Annotated in this window: 21 protein-coding genes; 5 read left to right on the forward strand and 16 right to left on the reverse strand. The window is 66.9% G+C overall.

Going from position 1 to position 24,654, the window contains the following annotated elements; genetic code table 11:
• Positions 1–266 precede the first annotated feature (266 nt).
• Entirely contained in the window at positions 267–1,628 is a 1,362-nt protein-coding gene (locus DFW101_RS00010; RefSeq protein ID WP_009179477.1) for a chromosomal replication initiator protein DnaA, read from the forward strand.
• Between the two features lie 279 nt (positions 1,629–1,907).
• Here the strand turns inward: DFW101_RS00010 and DFW101_RS00015 are convergent, their stop codons facing one another.
• Positions 1,908–3,974: a S16 family serine protease gene (locus tag DFW101_RS00015; protein ID WP_009179478.1), complete on the reverse strand. Its 2,067-nt coding sequence runs from the start codon at positions 3,972–3,974 to the stop codon at positions 1,908–1,910.
• A gap of 353 nt (positions 3,975–4,327) precedes the next feature.
• Here DFW101_RS00015 and DFW101_RS00020 point away from each other — a divergent pair, with 353 nt between their 5' ends.
• From DFW101_RS00020 to DFW101_RS00035, 4 genes are all read left to right on the forward strand, one after another.
• Positions 4,328–5,131 carry a universal stress protein gene (locus DFW101_RS00020; RefSeq protein ID WP_009179479.1) on the forward strand — a complete coding sequence of 268 codons (804 nt, stop codon included), beginning with the start codon at positions 4,328–4,330 and terminating at the stop codon, positions 5,129–5,131.
• A gap of 110 nt (positions 5,132–5,241) precedes the next feature.
• Positions 5,242–6,282 carry a sulfite exporter TauE/SafE family protein gene (locus tag DFW101_RS00025; RefSeq protein ID WP_009179480.1) on the forward strand — a complete coding sequence of 347 codons (1,041 nt, stop codon included), beginning with the start codon at positions 5,242–5,244 and terminating at the stop codon, positions 6,280–6,282.
• A gap of 227 nt (positions 6,283–6,509) precedes the next feature.
• Positions 6,510–7,427: a universal stress protein gene (locus tag DFW101_RS00030; protein ID WP_009179481.1), complete on the forward strand. Its 918-nt coding sequence runs from the start codon at positions 6,510–6,512 to the stop codon at positions 7,425–7,427.
• A gap of 23 nt (positions 7,428–7,450) precedes the next feature.
• On the forward strand, positions 7,451–7,756 hold the full coding sequence (locus tag DFW101_RS00035; protein ID WP_009179482.1) for a hypothetical protein: 306 nt from the start codon (positions 7,451–7,453) through the stop codon (positions 7,754–7,756).
• Positions 7,757–7,987: 231 nt separating this feature from the next.
• Here the strand turns inward: DFW101_RS00035 and DFW101_RS00040 are convergent, their stop codons facing one another.
• From DFW101_RS00040 to DFW101_RS00110, 15 genes are all read right to left on the reverse strand, one after another.
• Positions 7,988–9,307 carry a malic enzyme-like NAD(P)-binding protein gene (locus DFW101_RS00040; RefSeq protein ID WP_009179483.1) on the reverse strand — a complete coding sequence of 440 codons (1,320 nt, stop codon included), beginning with the start codon at positions 9,305–9,307 and terminating at the stop codon, positions 7,988–7,990.
• Between the two features lie 29 nt (positions 9,308–9,336).
• Entirely contained in the window at positions 9,337–10,815 is a 1,479-nt protein-coding gene (gene gltA, locus DFW101_RS00045) for an NADPH-dependent glutamate synthase (protein ID WP_009179484.1), read from the reverse strand.
• Positions 10,793–11,647: a sulfide/dihydroorotate dehydrogenase-like FAD/NAD-binding protein gene (locus DFW101_RS00050; RefSeq protein WP_009179485.1), complete on the reverse strand. Its 855-nt coding sequence runs from the start codon at positions 11,645–11,647 to the stop codon at positions 10,793–10,795. The genes gltA and DFW101_RS00050 overlap by 23 nt, the downstream gene beginning before the upstream one ends.
• Before the next feature lie 35 nt (positions 11,648–11,682).
• Positions 11,683–12,225, reverse strand: a complete 543-nt coding sequence (locus tag DFW101_RS00055; protein ID WP_009179486.1) for a Fe-S-containing hydro-lyase — start codon at positions 12,223–12,225, stop codon at positions 11,683–11,685.
• Positions 12,225–13,064: a fumarate hydratase gene (locus tag DFW101_RS00060; protein WP_009179487.1), complete on the reverse strand. Its 840-nt coding sequence runs from the start codon at positions 13,062–13,064 to the stop codon at positions 12,225–12,227. The genes DFW101_RS00055 and DFW101_RS00060 overlap by 1 nt, the downstream gene beginning before the upstream one ends.
• A 1-nt stretch (position 13,065) precedes the next feature.
• Entirely contained in the window at positions 13,066–13,821 is a 756-nt protein-coding gene (locus DFW101_RS00065) for a fumarate reductase iron-sulfur subunit (protein ID WP_009179488.1), read from the reverse strand.
• Positions 13,822–13,946: 125 nt separating this feature from the next.
• On the reverse strand, positions 13,947–15,773 hold the full coding sequence (locus DFW101_RS00070; protein WP_009179489.1) for a fumarate reductase flavoprotein subunit: 1,827 nt from the start codon (positions 15,771–15,773) through the stop codon (positions 13,947–13,949).
• Positions 15,774–15,783: 10 nt separating this feature from the next.
• Entirely contained in the window at positions 15,784–16,443 is a 660-nt protein-coding gene (locus DFW101_RS00075) for a succinate dehydrogenase/fumarate reductase transmembrane subunit (RefSeq protein ID WP_009179490.1), read from the reverse strand.
• A gap of 16 nt (positions 16,444–16,459) precedes the next feature.
• Complete coding sequence (gene dctA / locus DFW101_RS00080) at positions 16,460–17,827, reverse strand: C4-dicarboxylate transporter DctA (RefSeq protein ID WP_009179491.1); 1,368 nt, start codon at positions 17,825–17,827, stop codon at positions 16,460–16,462.
• A 345-nt stretch (positions 17,828–18,172) separates the two neighbouring features.
• Complete coding sequence (locus DFW101_RS00085) at positions 18,173–20,947, reverse strand: PAS domain S-box protein (protein WP_009179492.1); 2,775 nt, start codon at positions 20,945–20,947, stop codon at positions 18,173–18,175.
• A 122-nt stretch (positions 20,948–21,069) separates the two neighbouring features.
• Entirely contained in the window at positions 21,070–21,525 is a 456-nt protein-coding gene (locus DFW101_RS00090) for a CreA family protein (protein WP_009179493.1), read from the reverse strand.
• A gap of 214 nt (positions 21,526–21,739) precedes the next feature.
• Complete coding sequence (locus DFW101_RS18820) at positions 21,740–22,399, reverse strand: AraC family transcriptional regulator (RefSeq protein WP_083838465.1); 660 nt, start codon at positions 22,397–22,399, stop codon at positions 21,740–21,742.
• Positions 22,323–22,823, reverse strand: a complete 501-nt coding sequence (locus DFW101_RS00100; RefSeq protein WP_009179496.1) for a hypothetical protein — start codon at positions 22,821–22,823, stop codon at positions 22,323–22,325. Before DFW101_RS00100 ends, DFW101_RS18820 begins: the two co-directional genes overlap by 77 nt.
• Complete coding sequence (locus DFW101_RS00105) at positions 22,820–23,626, reverse strand: cytochrome b/b6 domain-containing protein (RefSeq protein WP_009179497.1); 807 nt, start codon at positions 23,624–23,626, stop codon at positions 22,820–22,822. The genes DFW101_RS00100 and DFW101_RS00105 overlap by 4 nt, the downstream gene beginning before the upstream one ends.
• Positions 23,623–24,627, reverse strand: a complete 1,005-nt coding sequence (locus DFW101_RS00110; protein ID WP_009179498.1) for an FAD binding domain-containing protein — start codon at positions 24,625–24,627, stop codon at positions 23,623–23,625. Before DFW101_RS00110 ends, DFW101_RS00105 begins: the two co-directional genes overlap by 4 nt.
• Positions 24,628–24,654: the final 27 nt, after the last annotated feature.

The following is a 24,654-nucleotide window of genomic DNA, read 5'->3' on the forward strand; positions in this document are numbered from 1 at the left end:
ATAAATTAAGATTGAGGAAAATGAAGCTACGTTAAAATGGACCTGTGGAAAACGCTTTCACATGTGTGCAAAAGGACGGCCCGTGTCCCAAAATCCACGCCCGGCGGGGGCTGGCGGCCGTGCCCGAAACCCCCCGTCCTGCCTGGGTTCGCAGAAATATTCCTTTATTTCATGTGGTTGCATTGTAGAGAACCAAAGACCCCGGCCCCTGAAAGCGGCCGCTAATCAGCCTTTGCCCTCCGGCCACCTCTCCGTAATGTGCCGCTATGGAAACGATCTGGCCCCGTATCAAAAAGCTTCTTGAACAGACCCTGAGTCCAGGGCTCTATAATCTTTGGATAAAACCCCTTACCGCCCGGGCCCGCGACGGCGTTTTGGAACTGGCCGCGCCCAATGCCTTCGTGGCCTCCTGGGTGCGGGAACGGCTGGCCGATTCCGTGGTCGAGGCCGCGGCTGTGGTCATGGGGTCCCGGCCCCAACTGGTGGTGACCGAAGCCGCCCGGACCGCCGATGCCCCGGCCGCCGCGCCGGCCGCCACCGCCCCGCGTCCGGCCAGGGCGCCCAGGTCCCTGACCCTGCCCATGGCCCCCAAGGCTCCAGATCTCGGCAACGACCGTTTCCGTTTCAGTTACGACGAATTTGTGGTCGGTCCGTCCAACGAGCTGGCCTATGTGGCCAGCCAGGGCATTTGTGACATGTCGTTGTCGGCGGACCAGCTGTTCATCAGTTCCGCGCCCGGCCTCGGCAAGACCCACCTCATCCAGGCCATGGGCAAGCGCCTCTCCCACACCGGCGGCGAAGACGGCCGCAACCTGCGGGTGGCCTATCTTTCGGCCGAGGAGTTCGCCAACCGGCTGGTCATCGCCTTGAAGACCCGGCAGGTCGAGAAGTTCAAGGCCGCCTTCCGCGAGAACGTGGACGTGCTGCTTCTGGAGGACATCCATTTCTTCCGCGACAAGCCGCGCATCCAGGACGAACTCTTAAATACGCTCATTGCCCTTAATTCCCGGGGCTGCCGGCTGGTCTTCACCAGTTCGTTTCTGCCCCGCGACCTGGCCGGCCTCGACGCCCAGCTCCTGTCGCGCATCAGTTCCGGGTTTTTGACGGTTATCGACAAGCCGGACCTGGCCACCAGAAAGCGCATCCTCGAGCGCAAGGCCGCCGTCCACCAGGTCCTGCTGCCGGACGAGGTGTCCACGCTTCTGGCCGACCGGCTCCACGCCGACGTGCGCCAGCTCGAGAGCTGCCTGCAGAACCTGGCCTTGAAGGCCCGGCTTCTCAACTGCCGCATCTCCGTGGATTTGGCCTGGGACGTCCTGCGCCACTACGACCTGGAGGCCCGGTCGCTGACCCTGGAAGACATCGTGGAATACGTCTGCGACGTCTACCGGCTTTCGGCCGACCAGCTCGTGTCCAAATCCCGCAAGCGCCAGTACGTCCTGGCCCGCAACACGGCTTTTCTACTGGCCCGCCAGCACACGGACATGTCCCTGGTCGACATCGGCAACCGGTTCAACCGCCGCCATTCCACCGTGGTCAAGGGCATCACGTCCCTGGAGCGCCACCTGTCCCTGCGCACGCCCCTTGGCCGGGAACTGGAACGGACCATCGAGAGCGTCCGCGCCTAGGCGGCCCGCCGATCCCGCAGCCGTGACACACGTTTTCCCGAGAGCCCCCTTTCCGGGCAGTCCCGCCCGGCAGTGCCGGCGACCGCTCCACCCGCGTTCGCCGTCCCCTGCCGCCGCGAGCGGACGCAAACGACACGACGCCACCAGCTAGGGGGAGGCCGCCATCAGGCCGGGCGGGCGTCGGACATTGTCCGACGCCCGCCTTTTTTTTTCACCGCCGCTAGATCCTTCCCTGCTGCCATCCCACCCCGGCTCCCCATCGAGGGGGTCCGGGGGGAATCATTCTCCCCGGCCGCCGGAGGCCTCTTCCTTTTCCTTCTCTCCTCGCAACACCACCCGGGCGGCTTCGGCGGCGTCGGCGGCCAGGACCACGTCGAGGCCTTCGAGGACATCGTCCGGCAGGGCCGCGACCACTTCGCCGTTGGCCCGGGGCAGGACAACCGTGGTGATGCCGGCCCGTTTGGCGGCCAGGCACTTTTCCCGGATGCCGGCCACGGGCAAAAGGCGGCCGGCCAGCGTCATCTCGCCGGTCGCGGCCGCGTCGCAGCGGGCCGGGCGGCCGGTCAAAAGCGAGAGCAGGGCGCAGAAGATGGTGACCCCGGCCGAGGGGCCGTCCTTGGTGACGGCCCCGGCCGGAAAGTGGATGTGCAGGTCGGTCTTTTCGAAAAAGCCGGGTTCCACACCCAACGCGGCGGCCTGGCTGCGGATGTGGCTGAGCGCCGCCTGGGCCGATTCTCGCAGCACCTCGCCCAAAGAGCCCGTCAGAAGCAGCTGGCCCGTGCCCGGCATCCGGGCGGTCTCGACAAAGACGATCTCGCCGCCGTGCTCGCCGACCACCAGGCCCGTGACCACGCCGACCCGGTCCCCGGCCTCGGCCGCCTCGCGGGTGAAGCGGCGGGGGCCAAGGAGCGTCGGGATGTCCGGGGCGTCGATGCGGGCCGGGGCTTGCCCCGCGTTCTCGAAGGTCAGTTTGGCCAGCCGGCGGCAGGCCGTGCCGATCTCCCGGGACAGGCCCCGCAGCCCGGATTCCCGGGTGTAGTCGTCGATGATGCGGGAAAGGGCCTGGTCGGTGAAGGAGACCGAGGCCTGGGACAGGCCGTTTTCGCGCAAATGGCGGGGCAGGAGGAAATCTTTGGCGATGCCGCATTTTTCCCGGTCCGTGTAGCCCGGGAAGGCCAGGTTCTCCAGACGGTCGAGGAGGGGGCCCGGCAGGCGCGAGACGTCGTTGGCCGTGGCGAGGAACATGATGCGCGACAGGTCGAAGGGGATTTCGAGAAAATTGTCGGAAAACCGGGCGTTCTGCTCGGGATCGAGGATTTCCAGCAGGGCCGAGGCGGCGTCGCCGCGAAAATCGCTGCCGATCTTGTCGATTTCGTCCAGCATGAAGACCGGGTTGGCCACGCCCACGCGCGTGAGTTCCTTTAAGATGCGACCCGGCATGGCCCCGACGTAGGTACGTCGGTGGCCGCGAAGCTCGGCCTCGTCGCGAAGGCCGGCCAGGGAGACGCGCACGAACTCCCGGCCGAGCGACTCGGCCACGGCCTGGCCGACGGAAGTCTTGCCCACGCCCGGCGGGCCGGAAAAGCACAGGACCGGCCCCCGGCCCGGGCTGGACGCGGTCCTGGCCTCCAGGACCGCGCGCACGGTCCGCTTGAGTTCGTCCAGATTGACGGGCTTGCCGAGGTAGTGGGCCGCCCCGGCCCGCAGGGCCTCCACGGCCGTGCCGACCGTGGCGAAGCCCGTGACCATGACCACCGCCGCGTCCGGGGCCACCCGCCGCAGCCGCCGCAACAGCTCCATGCCGTCCAGGCGTTCCATCTTGAGATCTGTCACCACCACATCGGCCTCGAAGCCGCCGGTCAGGACGTCGAGCGCTTCGAGCCCGTCCCCGGCCACCCGCACCTCGTAGCCTTCCCGGCCAAGGACATGGGCCATGTTGGTCCGGGCGATCTCCTCGTCGTCGACCACGAGCAGCCGGGGCCGGGCCGCGCCGCGCAGGGCCCGGGCGGCCAAAAACTCCAGGATGCGCTCCTTGACCGGGGCCAGGCCGTGGTGGCGGGCGTCCAGCACGTCCCTGGCCCGGGTCAGGTCGAGGGTGTCCCGGGTGCAGGCGTTCCACGGCAGTTTCAGGATGCATTCCAGGTAATGGATGCCAACGGCATACTCGGCCACGGACGGGTCGGTCTTCTCGAGCCTGGCCAGTTCGCGGCCGGCGGCGGCGGCGGCCTGGGCCGGCAGTCGGGCGGCGTCGAGGGAACGGCGCAGGGTGTCGAGGACGCCGGTGTCCTCGGTCGGTGCGTCCGGGTCGGCGGCCGTGGCCGGACGGGGTTTGCTGCGGAAAAACATGGGCTTCTCCTTGGTGCCGGGCTGGCCGCCACCCTAGCGCCAAAAGACCGGGCCGGGCAAATCCCCTGCTGACTGAGTGCTCAGTCGGGTGTTGCAGGATGTTACGAAAAATCGCCTTCGTTGCAATCTGCAACGCCTGCTCCCCTTTGCCCGAAATCCGCCTGCCAAGGTGTCCCTGGGCGCACCGGACACGCTCCCGTTGCATATCGCAACGATCCACCTGCCCCGGCCGGCGACCAGTTTTGCGAGAATAATAAATTAAAATAGTATGTTATAATATTTCCTCAAGCGGCACGCATCTTGTTCTTTAAGGCACATCCGGCCGCCAAGGCCCGAACAGACGAGGGAGCCGCATGCACGACGCCAGACCGACCACGAGCCCGACCGAGGCCGCCGCCAACCGTCCCCACCAGGTGTTGGTGGTGATCCGGGGAGGCGGAGCCAGGCAGGCCCTTTCCGACTACGCCCTGGGCGTGGCCGAGCGGCTGGGGCTTTCGGTGCTGGCCGCCTATGTCGATACGCTGCCCCGGTTCGGGGACAGGCAGGCCCGGCGGGAACGGTTCGCCGCCGGCGTGGCCCATGACGCGGCCGCGTTCCGGGAAAAGGCCGGAGAGCGGGACATTGGGTTCGAGCACGTCACGGTCTCGGGCAAGGCGTCCGAGGCCGTGGTGGCCCTCACGCACGGGGGCCGGCGGATCGATTTCGTGGTGCTCGACCCGGCGATACGGCTTGAAGAGGTGGCCAGGCGGTCGCCGGTCCCCGTGTTCGGCCTCGATGTGGCCGACGGGGACAGGGCGGGGCGCCGGGGCCGTTTTCCCTCGCAACACCAAACCCCTGGGAGGTTGTCCATGTCCGAGAAGATGCGCAAGCGAAACGCGGTCCGGTCGGTCGTCTTCGGCGCGGGCGCCGTGGCCCTCTACGCCGCGGTGTTCACGCATTCGGAACTTTTCACCAACCTGTCGGCCAAGGGCGGCATGTACGCCGTGGTGCCGGTGATCACGGTCTTCCTCTTTTCCTACGTGCACGGCAGCTTCACCAGCGCCTTCTGGTCGGCGCTCGGCATCGAGGCCTCCAAGGGCGCCACGGCCAAGAAACAGCCGACCGCCCACACCGAGAAGCGCAAGGACGGCCGGGCCGCCGCCCGCATCAACGCCTGATTCGCGGAAGCGCGGCCAGGGAAGATCCTGTTTCGCACTGGAACGGGCGATCCGGAAGGCCGGATGCGTCCGACGGCACTTGGGCACATAAACAACGCGGAGGAGCGGATATGCACGGCGCGGGCGAAATGATCAGCTTCATCGATCTCAATCTCTATTCCATTGTTTTCCTGTTTCTGGTCGGCTTCATCGGCGGCCTGGTCAGCGGCTTCATCGGTTCGGGCGGTGCCTTTGTGCTCACCCCCGGCATGATGAGCCTTGGCGTGCCCGGCCCCGTGGCCGTGGCCAGCAACATGTGCCACAAGTTTCCCAAGGCCCTGGTCGGTTCCATCAAGCGCTACCGCTACGGCCAGGTGGACATCAAGCTCGGCGTCATCATGGGCCTTTTCGCGGAAATCGGCGTCCAGGCCGGCATCCACGTCCAGCAGATCATCCTGGAGAAATGGGGCGAGGCCGGCTCGAACCTCTACGTCAGCCTGTCGTTCGTGTTCGTGCTCCTGACCGTCGGCAGCTTCGTCATGCGCGACGCCCTGCGCCTGGCCAAAAACGACGGCCAGGGCAAGCCCAACAAGCTGGCCCAGCGGCTGCAGGCCATCGAACTGTGGCCCATGATGACCTTCAAGCGGGCCGGCGTGCGCATCTCGGTCTGGTTTCTCATCCCCGTCGCCCTGGCCACGGGCATGCTGGCCGCGACCATCGCGGTCGGCGGCTTCATCGGCGTGCCGGGCCTCATGTACATCATCGGCGTGACCAGCATCGTGGCCTCGGCCACCGAACTCGTCATCGCCTTTGTCATGGGCCTTGGCGGCACCCTCATCTGGGCCTACTACGGCATGGTCGACATCCGGCTGACGCTCATCATCCTCGGCGGCTCGCTTTTCGGCGTCCAGCTCGGCGCCATCGGCACCACCTATGTCAAGGAATACATGATCAAGATGGTCATGGCCATCATCATGCTGATCGTGGCCTTCAGCCGTTTCCTGGCCATGCCCAAGTACTTGAACAAGCTCGCCCTGACCGATTTCTCGGACACGGTGGTTAGCATGCTCAACCAGACGAGCTTCGGCGTGATGGTCGTGGCCCTGCTCGTTGGCGCCGGCATCATCCTGGCGGCCATGTTCAAGGCCCGCCGGCTCGAAAGCCGGGCCTAGCTGCCCAGAAGGAAGACGGCGGCATTTTTTAATAAAAAATAATCATCTTCGATGGTTCTTTATTAAAAAGCACGTCCTGTTCCCTGGGCGCGGCACGGGCGGCGCATCCCGACACGGGGCGCCGCGTGGCACGAAAGAGACGCAGCGAAGGCAACCGCTCCTTTCCAAATCCGCCGCGCCGTCCCGGGGAGCGGCCACGCTCCCCGGGACGGCCATCCGGAGGGACCATGTACCTGCACCGTCCCAAGACCCTCGTCGTCGGCCTCGACGGTTCTCCGGCCTCCCGGGGGGCCTTTGCCCAGGCCATGATCCTGGCCGCCTCCCTGCGGGGACGCCTGGTGGCCGTGGCGGTCGTGCCCGGGCTCGGGGGCCTGGAGCGCATCGGCCGGGAGCGCGAGCGCCGGGAGCTGTTGCGGCCCTACGAAGAGGCCCTGGCCGAGGCCGGGGAGGCCGCGGCCGCCGCCTCGCTGCCGCTGAAAAAAGTGATCGAGACCGGCGAGGCCTTCGAGCGGCTGGTGGACGTGGCCGAAGCCGAGGAGGCGAGCCTGGTGGTCATCGGCGACGCGCGCCGGGCCTACATGGAGCGGGTGCTCCTCGGGCGCAACGTGGCCAAGGTCATCGGCTACAGCCCGTGCGACGTGCTGGTGGTGCCGGAGGGCACGGCCCTCGATTTTTCCCGGGTGGTCACGGCCGTGGACGGCTCCCGGCAGAGCTTGGCCGCCGCCGGCCGGGCCCTGGGCCTGGCCGCCGCCTACGGCGGGACGCTCGCCGTGGTGTCGGTCCTGGACGTGCCCGTGGACCGCCATCTCATCTACGGCATTTTCGAGGACATCAAGCGCCGGGCCTTGGTCGCCACCGGAGCCGTGGCCAAGGCGGCCAAGGCCCGGGGCGTGGCCGCCGACGTCCTCTTGCTCGAAGGCTCGCCCTACCGGGGCATCGCCTCCTTTGCCCGGGACGCCTGCGCCGGTTGCCTGGTGCTCGGGTCCTACGGCAAAAGCGGCCTGCGCCGGCTGCTCCTTGGCAGCGTGGCCGAGCGGGTCCTGGCCCTGGCCCCGTGCCCGGTGCTGGTGGTCAAGGCCGCCCCCGGCGACCCGGACGCCATTGCCGGCGACGCGGACGAGGCGCTTGGAGCCGAGGCCGAATAACCTCTTTTCCCTTGGAGGACGGTATGGATATGCGACTGGCTTTTACCGGGTTCTTGTTTGCCTTTTGCGCCGTGGTGCTGGCCGATCGCGTCTATGGCTTCTCCGAACGCTTCCTGGCGGCCCGGGGCCGGACCCGGCCGGGGGCGGCCGCGTCCAGGCCCGACTGGACCGACGGCCCGGCCTGCGACTGGTACGTGCACTTTTACCGCAGCGACCTGACCGGCGAGACCGTCCGTCCGGTCCGGTCTGCTCCCGCGGCACCGTCGCCCACGTTCCGGGCGCCGTCGGCCGCTTCCCGCCGGGACACCCGGCCAAGGGTGCGGGCCTAGGCCATACGGGAGTCAGAATGGTCGGGGGGGAGCTTCCGGCGGCCAATGGGCTGCCACCCTTTGAAATCCCATCATGATCCGGGAGACCGCAAACGCCCCCGCATCCGCCACACCCCGCCGGGGAGGGTCCGGGAGGGGATCACCCCCTCCCGGCCGCCGGAGGCATTCGCCTAAAAAAAGCCCGGAACGGTGCACCGTTCCGGGCTTTTTTTAGGCCGCGCGGGCCTGGGACTAGAAGTCGTAGTTGTAGGTGCCGACGTAGGCCTCGATGCGCTTGTGGGAGGCGTCGATGCGGGCGCGCAGGTCTTTCTTGTACTGCTCGAGGTCGAGGGTCCGGGTGGCCACGCCCGTGTCCATGGCCGCCTTGGCCACGGCCGGGGCTTCCCACTCGAGCATCCGGAAGTCCAGCGCCTTGGGGATGACGTAGTCGATGCCGAATGTGACGTCCTTTTCGCCGTACATGTCCATGACTTCGGTCGGGACCGGCTCATGGGCCAGGGCGGCCAGCGACTTGGCGGCGGCCATCTTCATGGCCTCGTTGATCTTTTTCGAACCGACGTCCAGGGCGCCCCGGAAGATGAACGGGAAGCCGGAGACGTTGTTGATCTGGTTGGGGAAGTCCGAGCGGCCGGTGCCCATGATGGCGTCGGGACGGGCTTCCTTGGCGTCGTTGTAGGGGATCTCGGGGTCCGGGTTGGCCATGGCGAAGATGATCGGGTTTTTGCCCATGGACTTGACCATGTCCTTGGACACGAGCCCCTTGGTCGACAGGCCGAGGAACACGTCGGCGCCCTGGAAGGCCTCGGCCATGCTGGCGTAGGCCTTTTTCTGGGCGAACTGGGCCTTGGTCGGGTGGAGCCCGGTGCGGCCGGTGTTGATGTGGCCCTTGGAGTCGAACATGCTGATGTTGGCCGGATCGACGCCGAGGGTGACGTAGAACTTGGAGCAGGCGATGGCGGCCGCGCCGGCGCCGGAGACCACGATTTTGAGGTCCTCGATCTTTTTGCCGGCGATCTCCACGGCATTTAAAATGCCCGCGCCCGAGATGATGGCCGTGCCGTGCTGGTCGTCGTGGAACACCGGGATGTCCATGATCTCGATCAGGCGCTGCTCGATCTCGAAGCACTCCGGGGCCCGGATGTCTTCGAGGTTGATGGCGCCGAAGGTGGGCGCGAGGAGCTTCACCGTCTCGATGATCTTCTCGGGGTCGGTGGTATCGAGGTTGATGTCGTAGACGTCGATGTCGGCGAAGATCTTAAAGAGCACACCCTTGCCTTCCATGACCGGCTTGCCGGCCTTGGGGCCGATGTTGCCCAGGCCAAGGACGGCCGTGCCGTTGGAAACGACCGCCACCAGGTTGCCCCGGTTGGTGTATTTCCAGACGTTCTCCGGGTCGGCCGCGATTTCCAGGCAGGCCTGGGCCACGCCCGGCGAGTAGGCCAGGGACAGGTCCTTCTGGTTGCGGCAGGGCTTAATCGGCACAGTCTCGATCTTGCCGGTGCGCCACACGGAGTGGTAGCGAAGGGCCTCTTCCTTGGTGAAAAGCGCCATGTACGTCTCCTTGACTGGTTTGGTTTGCGTTATGCGTCGGCGGCATCGTCCGCCGTCAGATCCGGTCCTTGTCCGGCCGCGGCCGGCCCGAGGAGCCGTTCGGCAATGGCCTTGGCCGCCCGGCGGCCGGCGCCCATGGCCGAGATGACCGTGGCCGCGCCGGTGACGATGTCGCCCCCGGCGAAGACGTTTCGTATCGAGGTCTCGCCCGTGGCCGCGTCGGCCACGATGTAGCCCCGGCGGTAGGTTTCGAGCCCGGGCGTGGTCTGGCTGATGAGCGGATTGGCCCCGGTGCCGACGGCCACCACGGCCATGTCGGCCTCGACCACGCAGGTGTCGCCCTGGCAGGCGACCGGCGCGCACCGGCCCGAGGCGTCGGGCTCGCCAAGGACCATCCGCTGCAGGACAATGCTTTTAAGGCGCCCGTTCTCGTCGCCAATGAATTCCAGCGGGGCGTTCAGGCACAGGATGTCGAGGCCCTCTTCCTTGGCGTGGTGGAGTTCCTCCAGCCGGCAGGGCATCTCGTGTTCCGTCCGCCGGTAGGCCAGCGACACCTTCTCGGCCCCCAGGCGCATGGCCGTGCGGGCCGCGTCCATGGCCACGTTGCCGCCGCCGAAGACCACGACATGCCTGGCCGGGAAGGTCGGGGTGTCGGCGGCCGGGAACTTGTAGGCCCGGCCGAGGTTGACCCGGGTCAGGTATTCGTTGGCCGAGAAGACGCCGATCAGGTTTTCGCCGGGGATGCCGATAAAACGCGGCAGCCCGGCCCCGACGCCGATAAAGACGGCGTCGTAGCCCGACTCCAGCAGTTCCGGCACGGTAATGGTCTTCCCTCCCACCCAGTTGGTGCGAAGCTCCACGCCGAGGGCTTTCAAGGCCTCGACCTCCTGGCGGACCACGCCCTTTGGCAGGCGGAATTCCGGGATGCCGTAGACAAGGACGCCGCCGACCTCGTGCAGGGCCTCGAAGACCGTGACCGGGATGCCCCGGGCGGCCAGATAGCCGGCGCAGGTGAGGCTACTTGGCCCCGAGCCGATGCAGGCGACCTTGAGGTCGTCCCGGGCCATGGCACAGGCCGGGCCGCCGGTCACGGTCTCGCAGGCCGACTTGGCCAGATACGTGTCGGCCACGAACCGCTCCAAGCGGCCGATGGCCACGGGCTGGCCCTTCTTGCCGAGGATGCAGGCCCCTTCGCACTGGTTTTCCTGGGGGCAGACCCGGCCGCAGACGGCGGGCAGGGAGTTGGTGTCGCGAAGGACGCCGTAGGAGGCGTCGAGGTCCTCGTCCAGGACCTTTTTAATAAAGCCGGGGATGTCGACTTCCACCGGGCAGCCTTTGCGGCAGGCCGGTTTCTTGCATTGCAGGCAGCGGGCCGCTTCGGTCCGGGCCATTTCCGGGGTGTAGCCGAGGGCCACTTCCCGGAAATTGCGGGCCCGCTCGCGGGGCGGCTGTTCGGGCATGGGGGTGCGGGGGGCCTTGGCCTTCTTACTTGGAGCATTGGCAGACATGGCTTTTTTTAAACTCCTCGTAGGAAAGGCGTTCTTGTTCCTTGAAAGACGTCAGCCGGGCGGCGAGCCCGGCGAAGTCCACCTGGTGGCCGTCGAATTCCGGGCCGTCGACGCAGGCGAATTTCGTTTCGCCGCCGACGCTGACCCGGCAGGCCCCGCACATGCCGATGCCGTCGACCATGATCGAATTGAGGCTGACCGTGGTTTTGACGCCAAAGGGCCGGGTGGCCTCGGCCACGGCCCGCATCATGGGCACCGGGCCGATGGCCACCACCTCGGCCACGGTTTTGTCTTCGGTCAGGCGCTCGACCAGGAGGTCCGTGACGAACCCCTGCCGGCCGCAGCTGCCGTCGTTGGTGCTGATGAGGACTTCGGGGCAAAACGAGCAGAGTTCGTCGCGAAAGAGGAGCAGATCCTCGCAACGGGCGCCGATGATGGTGACCACATGGTTGCCGGCCGCGTGATGGCCCTTGGCGATGTGGTGCATGGCCGCGATGCCGGTGCCGCCGCCGACGCAGATGACCGGTCCGTCGAGCTTGTGGATCTCGGTTGGCCGTCCGAGCGGGCCGCACAGGTCCAGGATGTCGTCGCCGGCCTCCAGGGTGTCCAGGTGGGCCGTGGTCTTGCCCATGAGGAGAAAGACCAGGGTGATGGTCCCGGCCCCGGTGTCGGCGTCGGCAATGGTCAGGGGAATGCGTTCCCCTTCCTCCCAGACCCTGAGGATCACGAAGTTCCCGGGTTTGGCCTTGGCGGCGATGTGCGGGGCCTCGATCACCAGTTCGGTGGTCTGGCCCTCGATGAGTCTTCGCTTGCGCAGGATTCGGCTTGGCATCGGTGCTCCGCTGCGCGCCCCCCTGGGGCGCGGCTTTAGCCAAGGTTTGGCTTCACGTACAGCTCCCCGCCGTGACAGTCGTTTATGACCAGAAGCGGGAAGTCCTTGACCGCCAGCTCCCGAATGGCCTCCGGCCCCAGGTCCTCGTAGGCGATGACCTTGGCGCCCGTTATGCGCTGCGACAAGAGCGCGCCGGCGCCGCCGGTGGCCCCCAGATACACCGCCTTGTGCTCGGCCAGCGCCGCCTTCACGGCGTCGTTGCGCTTGCCCTTGCCGATGGAGCCCTTGAGACCCAGGGAATGGAGCCTGGGGGCGTAGGTGTCCATGCGGTAGCTGGTGGTGGGTCCGGCCGCGCCGATGGGACGTCCCGGAGGCGCGGGGGAGGGGCCGACATAGTAGATGAGGGCACCTTTCAGGTCAAAGGGAAGGGTTTCCCCGGCGTCCAGTGATTCGACCAGCCGCTTGTGGGCGGCGTCGCGGGCCGTGTAGATGTGGCCGGAGACGAAAACCACGTCCCCGGACTTGAGCTGTTCCACGTCGGCATCGGAGAGCGGCGTGGTGAGATGGTACTCGGCCATTAGAAGGTGACCTCCTTGTGGCGGGCGCTGTGGCACTGGATATTGACGGCCAAGGGCAGGCTGGCCAGATGGCAGGGGGCGACCAGGATCTTGACGCCAAGGCTGGTGGTCTTGCCGCCAAGGCCCATGGGTCCGATGCCGAGGTCGTTTATCGCTTCCATCAGCTCGTCCTCGAGCTTGGCGATGGCCGGGTCCGGGTGGCGGTCGTCGAGCGGCCGCATGAGGGCCTTTTTGGAATTGAGAGCCGCCAGCTCGAAGTTGCCGCCGATGCCGACGCCGACGATGGTCGGCGGGCAGGGGTTGGGGCCGGCCTCGGCCACGCGGTTGACGACGAATTCCTTGATGCCCTTCCAGCCCTGGGCCGGAGCCAGCATGGTGACCCGCGACATGTTTTCCGAGCCGCCGCCCTTGGCCATCATGGTGATCTTGAGCGCATCGCCCGGCACCACGTCGAAGTGGATGATGGCCGGGGAGTTGTCGCCGGTATTCTTGCGGGTAAACGGGTCGCAGGAGGATTTCCGGAGATACCCTTCCTGATAGCCCTTGACCATGCCGTCGTTTATGGCCTGCCGGAGGCTCCCGCCTTCGACCTTCACGTCCTCGCCGACCTCGACGAAAAAGACGCCAAGGCCGGTGTCCTGGCACAGGGGCAGGTTGGTGTCGCGGGAGAGCTTTGAATTTTCCAGCAGCTGCCGGAAGATTTCCTTGGCCGCCGGAGCCTCCTCGGCCGCGTGGCAGGCCTCGAAGGCGGCCTGGACGTCGGCGGGCAGCTCGTGGTTGGCCGTGACGCACAGGGCGGCCACGGCTTCGAGGATGTCGTTTGCCGGTATCGTCTTCATCTTAGAAGTCCTTTCTGAGGAACCGGGGCAGGATGTTTTTGACGGCGGCCAGCGCCATTTTGCGGCGCAGTTTGCCGAGCTGCTCCTGGAGGGGAATCTCCTTGGGGCAGACGTCCTCGCAGGCGAGCAGGCCCATGCAGCCGAAGATGCCCTCGTCCGTGCCGACGATGTCGAAGTAGTCCTTTTCGGTCCGCTCGTCGCGGGGGTCGAGGATGAACCGGGCCACGCGGTTTAAGGCCACGGCGCCGAGGAAGTCCGGACGCATAAGCGCCGTGCCGCAGGCGGCCACGCAGCAGCCGCACTCGATGCAGCGGTCGAGCTCGTAGATCTGCTCGGCAAGCGCGTTGTCCATGCGCTCTTCCTGGGCCGTGGGGTCGAAGACCTTTTTTGTGTGCACCCAGGACTCGACCTTCTGGTACATGCCCCGAAACCAGGTGCCGGTATCGACCGAGAGGTCGCCGACCAGCTTGAAGACGGGGAGCGGCATGAGGGTGATTTCGTCGGGCAGGTCCTTGGTCTTGGTGTGGCAGGCCAGGCCCGGGCGGCCGTTTATGACCATGGCGCAGGCGCCGCAGATGCCGGCCCGGCAGCAGAAGTCGAACATGAGGGTCGGGTCGATCTCCTCCCGAATGCGGTTGAGCGCGATGAAAAGCGTCATGCGCTCGGTTTCGTCGAGCTTTATGGTATCCATATGCGGCGTGCTGTCCGCATCCGTGGGATTATAGCGGAATATATTGAAGGTGAGCGTTCTGCCCATGACCGTTGTCTCCTTGGTGTCCTTGCGATTGCGGCAATGCCTTCCGGTTGCCGATTTCCCTTTCAGGGGGTCCGGGGGGGATGATCCCCCCCGGCCGCCGGAGGCATCTTCACTCCTCTCCAGCCTTATTTCCCTTCCATGGGGATGATCTGGCCGCCGCCGTAGCCGCGGTCGCCGGGGGGCATCTCGAAGATGCCGGTCGCGGGCTCGTAGTTGAGCGTCGGCAGGTCCGCGCCCTCGTCCCAGGTGGCGAGCGTGCGTTTGAGCCAATCGCGGTCGTTTCGGGCCGGGAAGTCCTCGCGGGTGTGGGCCCCGCGCGATTCGGTGCGCTGAAGCGCCCCGTAGGCCACACACAGGGCGAGTTTCACCATGCCTTCGATCTTGAGCGCCATGGTCAGCTCGGGGTTGGCGCCCTTGCCGTTGCTGCGAAGGCCGACCTTGCGGGCCCGGCCGAGGATCTCCTGGAGTTCGCCCACGCACTTCTCCAGGTCCGCGCCGTTTCGGAAGATGCCGGCGCCCTGCATGATGGAGTCGAACATGGCGTTTCGCACGGTGTAGGGATTCTCGCTGCCGTTTTTGCAGGCCACGAGATCGGCGATGCGGGCGGTCTGCCGGGCCATGGCGTCGCGCACGGCGGCGGTGGAGAAGGTCGTTTCGGAACCCTTCAGGAACTCCACGATCTTGCCGCCGACGATCATGCCGGCAACGACGGTCTCGGCCAGGGAGTTGCCGCCCAGGCGGTTGAAGCCGTGCATGTCCCAGCACGAGGCCTCGCCGGCCGCGAAAAGACCCTTCAGGCCATAGGCCGCGCCGTCCTTGTTGGTCCGCACGCCGCCCATGGAATAGTGCTGGGTGGGCCGGACCGGGATCAGCTGGTGGACCGGGTCCACGCCGAGGAAGGATTGGCAGATCTCGTCGACTTCCCGCAGTTTGGTGCGGATGTGCTGCTCGCCGAGGTGGCGGATGTCGAGCCACAGGTGGTCGCCGTAGGGCGAGGGCACGCCGAGGCCCTTTCGCATGTGTTCGGTCATGCGGCGGGAAACCACGTCGCGGGAGGCGAGCTCCGCCTTTTCCGGCTCGTAGTCGGGCATGAACCGGTATTCGTTCTTGTCGAGAAGGGTGCCGCCGTCGCCCCGGCAGCCTTCGGTGACCAGGATGTCGGTCGGCACGATGCCGGTCGGGTGGAACTGCACGGCCTCCATGTTGCCAAGGGAGACCACCCCGGTATCGAGGGCCGTGATGAGGCCGCCGCCGTCGCAGATGACCGCGTTGGTGGACTCGCGGTAGATGCGGCCGAAACCGCCGGTGGCGACGAGGGTCGCCCGGGCCAGATACGCGGTCAGCTCGCCGGTCTTGAGGCAGCGGGCGATGGCGCCCATGCAGGTGTCGCCGTCGTGAATGAGGGCTATGGCCTCGACCTTGTCCACGACATTGACGCCCATCTGGGCGGCCCGGTTATCCAGCGTATAAAGGACGCAGTGCCCGGTGCCGTCGGACGTGTAGCAGGTGCGCCACTTGGCCGTGCCGCCGAAGTTGCGCGAGTGGATCAGGCCCTCGTTTTCGGCCTTTTCCACGGCGGTAAAGGGCTTGCCGCCCTTGTAATAGGTCTGTTCGCCCGGCACGACGCGGTTCCAGGGCACGCCCCAGAAGGCCATCTGGCGCATGGCGACGGGGGCGGCGTCGACGAACAGCCGGGCCACTTCCTGGTCGCAGCCCCAGTCCGAGCCTTTGACCGTGTCGGCGAAGTGGACGTCCGGGGAATCCCCCTCGCCCATGGCCGAGTTGCCAAGGGCCGCCTGCATGCCGCCCTGGGCGGCCGAGGAGTGGGAGCGGCGGGCCGGGACGATGGACAGGCAGATGGCGGAAAACCCGTTGTCCGCGGCCTCGATGGCCACGCGTTCGCCGGCCAGGCCCGCGCCCAGACACAGCAGATCGGTTTGTATGATCCTCATGACGGCATCCTTATTGGAGGGGCAGGAAGTAGTAACGCAACAGCGACAGCAGGCCGACGGCAATGAAGAGGGCGGTGAGCAGGTTCTCCTTCTTCTTGATGGCCCACCGGCCGGACCGGTCGAGGAAGCCCCACTTGACCAGGATGCGGTAGAACCCGATGCCGACGTGCAGTTCCACCATGGGCAAGAGGAACAGATAGAAGACGAACCAGAAGCCGGTCTGGATGCGGGCGGCCGACTTCTCGGCCGTGATCGGCAGATTGGTCAGGATGACCCACATGTGGATGCCGCCCATGATGAGGATGCCCATGGCCGTGGTGGCCTGGACGATCCACAGCCAGGTGTCGGGATGGCGCATGCGCTTGGCGTTGGCGAGCATGACGCGCTGCTCCCGGGTGGCAAAGGGGATCTTGCGGGCGGCCAGGGCGAAGTGGACCAGGAAGGCCAGGAAGACGAGCGGCCCGCCGACCTGCGCCATGTAGGTGGCCTCGAAGAACCAGGCCAGGCCGTTCATCACCCGGGGGCCAAGGAGGATGCTGGAGACCAGAATCAGGTGGCTCCACATGAAAAGGATGAGCGCGGCGCCGGTCAGCATCTGCACCCAGTCGAGGTAGGCCGAAAGCTTGCCGACGGGCAGCCCCTGATGGGTTGCCGTGGTTGGTACGGACATGTTGTTCCTCCGTCCTTTAGGATTTGCTGGTGACGGCGACAGTGGCAGTTTCGGCTGATTCTTCAAGGATCAGCATATCTTCCGGATCATCGGCGTACTCGTCGTCCGCGCCGGAAAGGACCCGGGCCAGCTTGGCCTCGTCCAGGGCGTTCTCCCACTTGGCGACCACAAGCGTGGCGATGCCGTTGCCGATCAGGTTGGTGATGGCCCGGGCCTCGGACATGAAGCGATCGACGCCGAGCAGGAGGGTCAGCGAGGCGACCGGAATGGTGCCGAGCGTCTGGAGGGTGGCGGCGAGCGTAATGAAGCCGCCGCCCGTGACCGCGGCCGCGCCCTTGGAGGTCAGAAGCAGGATGAAGAGCAGGTAGAGCTGGTGGCTGAGATCGAGCGGCGTGTTGGTGGCCTGGGCCAGGAACACGGCGGCCATGGTGAGATAAATGCAGGTGCCGTCCAGGTTGAAGGAATAGCCCATGGGCAGGCACAGGCCGACCACCGACTTGTCGGCGCCGGCGTTTTCGAGCTTGGCCATCATGCGCGGCAGGGCCGCTTCCGAGGAAGAGGTGCCAAGGACGAGCAGGATTTCTTCCTTGATGTAGACGAGGTAGCGCCACAGGGAGAACTTGGCCAGCCGGCAGACCATGGCCAGGACCACGAAGATGAAGATCAGGCAGGTCGAATAGACGCCGACCATGAGGAACAAGAGCTTGTAGAGGGCTTCGACGCCCTGGGAGGCGACCACGTAGGCCATGGCCCCGAACGCGCCAAGTGGCGCGAAATACATGATGTAGTGGACAACCCTGAACAATCCTTTGGCGAATTCGTCGATGATCCGCACGAAGTTCTTGGCCTTGTCGCCGAGATTGGCCAGGGCCACGCCGAAGAGGATGGAGAAGAAAAGGACCTGCAGGATTTCGCCCTTGGCAAAGGCGTCCACGACCGAAGTCGGGATGATGTTCATCATGAAGTCGACGGTCGACATCTTCTTGGCTTTGCCGGCGTAGGCCTCGACCTTGGCGATTTCAGCCTGGTTGTTCTGGAGCTTGGCCGCATACTCGTCCATGCCGGCGCCGGGCTTGTAGAGGTTGACGATGACCAGGCCGATGGCCAGGGCGAAAAGCGTCATGGTCCAGAAGTAGAGCATGCACTTGAGCCCGACCCGGCCGACCTTGCCCATGTCGCCCATCTTGGCGATGCCGGTGACCACGGTGCAGAAGATGATCGGCGCGATGATCATCTTGACCATGCGGATAAAGGCCGTTCCAAAGGGCTGCATGCTTTCGGCAAAGCCCTTGGTGGCCGGTATGAGGCCGATGACGATGCCGAGGACGATGCCGGTGATGACCCAGAAATACAGTGTCTTGTAGATCGCTTTGTGGCCGCTCATGCTGCTGCTCCTTGGTCCTTGGCCGTGCGGCGGGCTTTTGCCGCGCGACACCTTTACGCCGGAAAGGCCTTTACGGGAGCGCCCGGCCGCAACCGCCGCGGTTGCGGCCCGAGGGCGCCGGCATCGACGGGGCAGGCGACCGCCGCGGATGCTTTCCGGACATGTTGGCAAGGAACATGCCAATATGAGCGCAGACTCGGTATTGAGGAAAAGAAAGGAATAACAGTCAGTTGTTCAATAAGAACATGCAAGGAAAGAGCGGAAGTGTGGCTCTTTGTGTGGCGCATGTGCCACACCTGTGGCATATGTGGGGCATGTGCCCCAGTCCGGGAAGGCCCACCGGCCTCAGGCGATGCCGAGGCGGGCCATGTTGCGGTAGAGCGTCTTGCGGTCGATGCCAAGGCGCCTGGCGGCCAGCGACCGGTTGTCCCGGGCCTCGCGTAGCGCAGAGAGGATCGTCTCCCGCGACAGCCCGCCCCGAGAGGGACGCAAGGCTTCGGCCGGCGGCGGCAGGCACGACGGCACGGACAGCTCGCGCGGCAGGTGCCCGGCCCGGATCTCGCCGCCCGGGCACAGCACGCAGCCGTGTTCCATGGCGTACTTGAGCTCGCGCACGTTGCCCGGCCACGGGTAGTCCATGAGGATGCCCATGACCTCCTCGGACAACCTGGTGATGGCCTTGCCGAAGTTGGCCGCGAACTGGCGCATGAAGTGCTCGGAGAGGAGCGGAATGTCCTCGGCCCGGTCGCGAAGGGGGGGCAGGCGGACCTCCACCACCTTCAGCCGGTAGTAGAGGTCGGCCCGAAAAAGGCCCGCGCGGATGCGGGCCGGCAGGTCCACGTTGGTGGCGGCGATGACCCGGACGTCGGCCTTTCTGGTCTTGGCCTCGCCCACCCGCTCGAACTCCTTGGACTCGAGCACGCGCAACAGCCCAAGCTGGAGGCGCGGGGACACGTCGCCGATCTCGTCCAGGAAGATGGTGCCACCCTGGGCCGCCTCGAACCGGCCGACCTTGTCCCGGATGGCGCCGGTAAACGCCCCCCGGACGTGGCCGAAGAGCTCGCTGCCGAGAAGCTCGTCGGACAGGGCCGAGCAGTTGACCTTGACCAGCGGTTTTTTGGCCCGCACCCCGCCATAGTGGATGGCCTCGGCCACCAGCTCCTTGCCGGTGCCCGACTCGCCGGTGATGAGCACGGTGGTGTCCACCTCGCCGAGCTGGTCGAGGACGGTGTAGACGTCGCGCATGAGCTTGGACTTGCCGATGATCCCCCGGTGGCCGTGGAGGTCGGTCAGGCGCTTTTCGAGGTCGGCCAGGCGGGTGATGTCGCGGATGATGAGCACCGCGCCGACGAACTGGCCGGATTCGCCGGAAAGGGGCATGGAGTTGATGACCACCACCCGGCCCGGGTTCTGGCCCTTGCACTCCACCCGGTACTCGATGACCGGCCGCTGGGTGGCGAGCGTCTCGCGAAGGGCGGAAAAGCAGCCCCTCCGGCAGGCTCCGGACACCACCTGCTGGCCGCCGGGGCCGGTCAGGATGTCGCCGACGAAGCAGACGTCGGTGAGGGCCCGGTTGGTCTTGACCACGCGCATCTTGGTGTCGACCACCACGATGGCGTCGGGGATGGCCCGGAAGATGGCTTCCAGGTTCAGGCGAAGGCCTTCCTTCTCGGCCAAGAGCTCGCGCATCTCCTGCTCGGCCCGCACCCGCTCGGTCACGTCCTGGACCATGGGCATGAGATAGAGGCCCCGGCCGGCCACGTCGCGAATCAGCCGCACGGACAGGTGGACCCAGACCGTGCCGCCGTCCTGGCGGACGTAGCGCTTGTCGATCTCGTAGCGGTCGAATTCCCCGGCCAGGAGCCGTTCGGCCCAGGCCACGGTCTCGGCCACGTCGTCGGGGTGGGTGACGTGCAGCATGGACATGCCGACGAGTTCGTCGGCGGCGTAGCCGGTGATGCGGCACAGGGCGTCGTTGACGCGCAAAAACCGGTAGTCCAGCGACAGGATGCTGGCCCCGATGGGCGACTGGTCAAAGGTGCGGCGAAACTTCTCCTCGGACTCGCGCAAGACGGATTCGGCCTTCTTGCGGTCGGCCACGTCGCGCACGATCCAGACGCTGTGGTCCGGCCCGCCCTTGTGGGGGAAGCCGCTGGCCGAAACTTCGAGGGGGATGGTCTCGCCGCCGGCCTTGATCCCCGTCAGTTCCCCCCGGAACCGGCCGGTGGCGGACAAGGTGGCCAGGGCCCGGCCCAGGCCGCCGTCGGCGTCGCTGATGACGCCGGCCAGCCCGGCCAGGGCCAGATCGGATTCGGAGAGGCCGAAGATCCGTTCGGTCTCGGGGTTGGCGGTCAGGACCTCGCCGCCGGCGCCGCACAGGATCACGCCGTCGATGCTGCCGGTGACGATGGAGCGGTAGCGCTCCAGGATGTCGTTGTAGGCTTCCTCGGCCTGCTTGCGGGCCGTGATGTCGATGTTGAGGCCCTCGATGTAGCGGACCTCGTTTCGTTCGTCCCGGACCACCCGGGCCGCCTGGGAAATCCACTTGATGGTCCGGTCCTTGCGGTAGAACCGGGTCTCGAGGCCCGTGACCACGCCGTCCCGGGACAGCCGGTCCAGGAGCTTGTCCCGGTCGGCCGGGTCCACGTAGAGTTCGGAGCGCAGGTCGGTCAGGGCCCCGATCATGTCCTCGGGGCTGTCGTAGCCGAGGATGGCGGCCAGGGCCGGGTTGACGGCCAGGAACCGCCCCTCCGGGCTCGACTGGAAAATGCCTTCCACGGCATTGGTGAAAAAGCCCTTGAACCGGTCGAGGTCGTTCTTGATCGAGGAGACATCGGCCAGGGAGAAGACGTAGAGCGGCTCGCCGGCCAGGCGCAGGGGCCTTTTGGAGAGCAGGTACCAGCGGACGCTGCCGTCCGGATCGTCGCGGCGCACGAGCATCCCCCGGCCGGCCGGGGGATGCTGGACCGAATCGGTCAGGCCCAGGTCGCGCCAGCGGGGAAAGACCACGCCCGAGAGGTCCAGGTCGAGCATGCGGCGGGCTTCGGCGTCGGCCTCGGCCACCACGCCGTCGTCTCCGACCAGGACCACGCCGACGGCCAGCGGGGCGTCAGGCGACATGGGAAACGGCCGGAGTTCGTCGGCCGGGAGTTCTTCCCGGCCGTTTCGGGGCGGACGGCGTCAGGGCGTGTCGTGGCGTCATGGCTTCTGCGGCAACCCGTTTTCTCCCGGCGGCCAGGCCGCTAGTGGATGACCACGGTGGAGATGGAGTTCTTGGGGGACCCGGACACGATCTTGCGGCTGACCGCGAGGTAAATCAAAGTTTTGCGTTTGTCATCGTAAAACCGGGTGACCTGGGTGTCCTTGAAAAGGACGGAGGTTCCTTCGGAGAAGACTTTCTTTTTCTTGGGAAACTTTTCGGGCAGCGTGACGGGGCAGGTCTGCTTGCAGTCGAGGGAGAATTCCGACGGGTCCTCGGCCAGGCCCACCGAGCCCGAGATGCCGCCGGTGCGGGCCTGGCTCATGTAGCAGGTGACGCAGGGCACGTCCGGGTCCTCGAAGCCATTGACGCAGACCTTGTGGTTGGCGCCAAGGAGCTTCCACTCGGTGGTGATGCAGTCGATTTCCTCGGCCGCGGCCGGCAGGGCGGCGGCGCAAAGAGCCACGATGGTGCAGAAAAGGAAAAAAATGGGGCGCATGCTGTCCTCGCGGTTGGGGTTGGTACGGATATCACCCCATAGACGATACGGCAAAATCGCGGGTTGCGCCAGAAGGAGCACAGGGTTGCCCGCCACGCGGCGGCCAAAGAGGATTACTGCGACACCGGAAAGTGGAGCGTCGCCGGCACGAGGCGGGCCGGCGGCGGCCCCGCCCCGCCGAGGGCGCGGTTTGAAGGCGGGCGCGGCAGGCCGGCTAGCCGGTACCGGCCATGGGCGGGACAGCGTCCTTGGGGAGGGATTTTCCCTCGTCCTGCCGGTCGCCGGGCAGGCCCCGGGAGCGCATGCGGGCCGCCTCCTCCAACCGCAGGGCCGCGCCCCGCAGGTGCCGGGTGAGCGGCGTGGAATAGGCCCCGCAGGAGGCCATGGCTTCGGCCGGCCCGGTGTCCCCGATCTCCAGGAGCAGTTCGCCGAGGAGGGCCCGGTCCACGTTGACGGACAGGGCGAGCAGCGGCGCTTCGGGGCTCGCGGCCTTCACCTCGCACTCGAAGGGCAGGAGGACCGAGGTGACGAAGTAGTGGTCCGGGTCGTAGGTGTGGACCGCGTCCCCGACGTAGCCGTGCTTTTGCCCTGGCCGACGATGACGATGCCCGGGCTGTAGACCACGGGCCGGCGGGGGAAGGGGTGGGAATTGCGCACCACCTGCACGTCCGGCAGCCGGGTCGGGGTGAAGCCGTCCCGGGCGGCCAGTCCGGCCAGGAGGGCGGCCATGCGGCTTTTGGGTCGAAGCAGGTCCGGGTGTTCCATGGCGGTCGGTCTCCGGGCGGGCGCACTCGGCCTCAGGATGCCCCGTTGCCTGTGACGCCGGCGGCGTCGGGGGCGCCGGACCGTTGCCCGGCCGCGTCCGGGGCCGGATGTTGCCGCGTCTTGACGATTTCGTCGATGAGGAAAATGTCGGTCAAAAGGGTGCGCACATGGATCGAGGCGTTCAGGTTGTCGATGAGTTGGGACGAGAGTCGCGGCTGGGCCAGGACCAGTTCCATGGCGGCGAGGGCGCTTGCCGCGTCGCGAGCCAGGACGTCCAGAAAGGCCCGGTACCGGTCGGCCGGTTCGAGGCCAAGGCCGGCCGCCATGGCGGCGTAGGCCCCGGCCAGTCCGGCGGCGGCCGCGGCGGCCCGGGTCAGCAGTTCGCGCACCCGGGTGCCAGACGGGCTCCCCTGGTCGTCGAGAACGCCCTGGGCCGCGTAGGCCAGCATGAATTCGTAGCCTTCCTCGATGGCGTCGCACCGGGCCGTGATATCGGCAAGCAGCGTGGTCATCAGGTCGTGTCCTGGCATCATTTGGTCTCCGCCGGCTCGCAGCCCCATTTGGCCGGGTCGTGGTGGGTGAGGACGAACTCCCGGTCCATGGAGCCCGTGACCATGGCCCGGGCAATGGGCTGCTCGTCGGGCCGGGCCGCGAAGTAGATGTGGACGATGACCAGGGCGACCAGACTGATGCCGGCCAGCCCGTGGAGCAGGTAGATGCCGCCCCAGGCGGCGTCGCCGAAGAGGTAGGGGTTTCGGGTGAAAAAGGGCGTGCGGATCCGGGAGAGCATGAGGCCGCCGGTTACGACCATGGTCAGGCCGACCACGACGATGGCCAGATGGTAGAGCTTGTTGGCCAGCGGGTATTTGCCGGGCCGGGCCGCGACCGGGGCGTCTTCCCCCTGGCCGAAGCCGGCCAGATCCGCGCCGGTCGGCCAGATGGACCGGAAGTCCATGAAAAAGACGGCGTGGACGATGTGAAAGGCGATGGCGAAAATAAGGAGCAGGCCCGCGGCGTAGTGGACGCCGACCCAGGGAAAGAGGACCCCGGCCTTGGGCAGGAAGGCCGAGAGCAGGAGTGTCAGCATGCAGGCGGCCATGAACCAGTGGAAGAGCCGGGCCGGCAGGGAGTGGCGGGGCACCCGGGCCGGAACGCAGGCCGCAAGGGCCGGCGGCGCGGGAGGGGCCGCCGGCCCGGGCTTTTGAAGGGCTTTCCAGACGGCGTGGACCACCAGGATGCCGAACCCGAGGGCCAGGGCCCACCACAAGAGGTGCCAGGCGGCGTGCAGGGGGACGGGCTGTCCCCACGGGGTCGTGCCCCACGTGATGCTGTTCATGCGTCCTCCCGGCCGGCAACGGCCCGCTTGACCAGGTTTTTGACCAGGGCCACCTTGTAGGCGTTGTGCGCCAGCGGCACCGCCCCCCGGACGGCCAGATTGCCGGCCGTCTCGCCCGTGACCGCGTCAACGGGCCGGCCGGCCAGGGCCGACTCCACCCGGGGAAGGCGCAGGGGATGGGCGGCCACGGCCCCGACGGCCAGCCGGGCCCGCTCGATCCGGCCGCCCGTGACGACCAGGGCGGCGGCGATGTTGACCAGGGGAAAATCCCAGACCTGCCGGTCCCGGACTTTCTCGAAATAAAACCGGGCCCCGGCCCAGTCCGGCGGAATCCGGATGGCGGTCAAAATCTCGCCCGGGGTGAGGACGGTCATGCGGGTGATGTCGTGGGCCGGCCCGATCCAGTAGTCCCGGGCCGGAACCTCGCGGGCGCCCCGGGGGCCGGCCACGACCATGCGGGCGTCCAGGGCGAGGAGCGCCGGGGCCGTGTCCGAGGGCGAGACGGCCACGCACCGGTCGGCGCCGAAAATGGCGTGTTCGCGGTTCTGGCCGGTCGGGGTGTCGGCGTAGCAGGTGTTGCCGCCGGCCCGGTAGCAGGTCCAGCCGTTGCGGTAATACCAGCAGCGGGTGTCCTGGGACACGTTGCCGCCGAGGGTGCCCTGGTTTCGGATCTGGGGCGAGGCGACCAGGCCCGCCGCCCGGGCCAGCAGGCCGAACCGCTCCCTGACCAGCGGATGGTTTTCCACCTCGGTCAGGGTGGTCATGGCCCCGATCACGAGATCCGGACCGTCCTCGCGCACACCGCGAAGGGCTTCGATGCGGCCGAGGTCCACCACGGCTTTGGGCCGCTTGGTCCGGTCCTTGAACCACTCCAGGCTGTCGAGGCCGCCGGCCAGCAGCCAGCCGCCCTGGCCCAGGCGTTCGCCAAGGGCCAGGGCGTCCTCCACGGACCGGGGCTGGTAGAGCTCGAAAGGCGGCATGACGTCGCGAAGGGTGGCCATATCCGTGCTCCTTTGCCGGAGTCCTGC

Origin of the sequence: Solidesulfovibrio carbinoliphilus subsp. oakridgensis, from assembly GCF_000177215.2 — a bacterium.
Classification (GTDB): Bacteria; Desulfobacterota; Desulfovibrionia; order Desulfovibrionales; family Desulfovibrionaceae; genus Solidesulfovibrio; species Solidesulfovibrio carbinoliphilus.

What these genes read in the sequence shown, in the direction of transcription:
- DFW101_RS00040 (WP_009179483.1), bottom strand. Translation starts at nt 9,307, where the DNA reads ATGGCGCTTTTCACCAAGGAAGAGGCCCTTCGCTACCACTCCGTGTGG.
- DFW101_RS00025 (WP_009179480.1), top strand. Translation starts at nt 5,242, where the DNA reads ATGCACGGCGCGGGCGAAATGATCAGCTTCATCGATCTCAATCTCTAT.
- DFW101_RS00105 (WP_009179497.1), bottom strand. Translation starts at nt 23,626, where the DNA reads ATGAACAGCATCACGTGGGGCACGACCCCGTGGGGACAGCCCGTCCCC.
- DFW101_RS00090 (WP_009179493.1), bottom strand. Translation starts at nt 21,525, where the DNA reads ATGCGCCCCATTTTTTTCCTTTTCTGCACCATCGTGGCTCTTTGCGCC.
- gltA (WP_009179484.1), bottom strand. Translation starts at nt 10,815, where the DNA reads ATGTCTGCCAATGCTCCAAGTAAGAAGGCCAAGGCCCCCCGCACCCCC.
- DFW101_RS00030 (WP_009179481.1), top strand. Translation starts at nt 6,510, where the DNA reads ATGTACCTGCACCGTCCCAAGACCCTCGTCGTCGGCCTCGACGGTTCT.
- DFW101_RS00100 (WP_009179496.1), bottom strand. Translation starts at nt 22,823, where the DNA reads ATGATGCCAGGACACGACCTGATGACCACGCTGCTTGCCGATATCACG.
- DFW101_RS00085 (WP_009179492.1), bottom strand. Translation starts at nt 20,947, where the DNA reads ATGTCGCCTGACGCCCCGCTGGCCGTCGGCGTGGTCCTGGTCGGAGAC.
- DFW101_RS00110 (WP_009179498.1), bottom strand. Translation starts at nt 24,627, where the DNA reads ATGGCCACCCTTCGCGACGTCATGCCGCCTTTCGAGCTCTACCAGCCC.
- DFW101_RS00050 (WP_009179485.1), bottom strand. Translation starts at nt 11,647, where the DNA reads ATGCCAAGCCGAATCCTGCGCAAGCGAAGACTCATCGAGGGCCAGACC.
- DFW101_RS00035 (WP_009179482.1), top strand. Translation starts at nt 7,451, where the DNA reads ATGGATATGCGACTGGCTTTTACCGGGTTCTTGTTTGCCTTTTGCGCC.
- DFW101_RS00075 (WP_009179490.1), bottom strand. Translation starts at nt 16,443, where the DNA reads ATGTCCGTACCAACCACGGCAACCCATCAGGGGCTGCCCGTCGGCAAG.
- DFW101_RS00010 (WP_009179477.1), top strand. Translation starts at nt 267, where the DNA reads ATGGAAACGATCTGGCCCCGTATCAAAAAGCTTCTTGAACAGACCCTG.
- DFW101_RS00070 (WP_009179489.1), bottom strand. Translation starts at nt 15,773, where the DNA reads ATGAGGATCATACAAACCGATCTGCTGTGTCTGGGCGCGGGCCTGGCC.
- DFW101_RS00015 (WP_009179478.1), bottom strand. Translation starts at nt 3,974, where the DNA reads ATGTTTTTCCGCAGCAAACCCCGTCCGGCCACGGCCGCCGACCCGGAC.
- DFW101_RS00060 (WP_009179487.1), bottom strand. Translation starts at nt 13,064, where the DNA reads ATGAAGACGATACCGGCAAACGACATCCTCGAAGCCGTGGCCGCCCTG.
- DFW101_RS00020 (WP_009179479.1), top strand. Translation starts at nt 4,328, where the DNA reads ATGCACGACGCCAGACCGACCACGAGCCCGACCGAGGCCGCCGCCAAC.
- DFW101_RS00065 (WP_009179488.1), bottom strand. Translation starts at nt 13,821, where the DNA reads ATGGGCAGAACGCTCACCTTCAATATATTCCGCTATAATCCCACGGAT.
- DFW101_RS00055 (WP_009179486.1), bottom strand. Translation starts at nt 12,225, where the DNA reads ATGGCCGAGTACCATCTCACCACGCCGCTCTCCGATGCCGACGTGGAA.
- dctA (WP_009179491.1), bottom strand. Translation starts at nt 17,827, where the DNA reads ATGAGCGGCCACAAAGCGATCTACAAGACACTGTATTTCTGGGTCATC.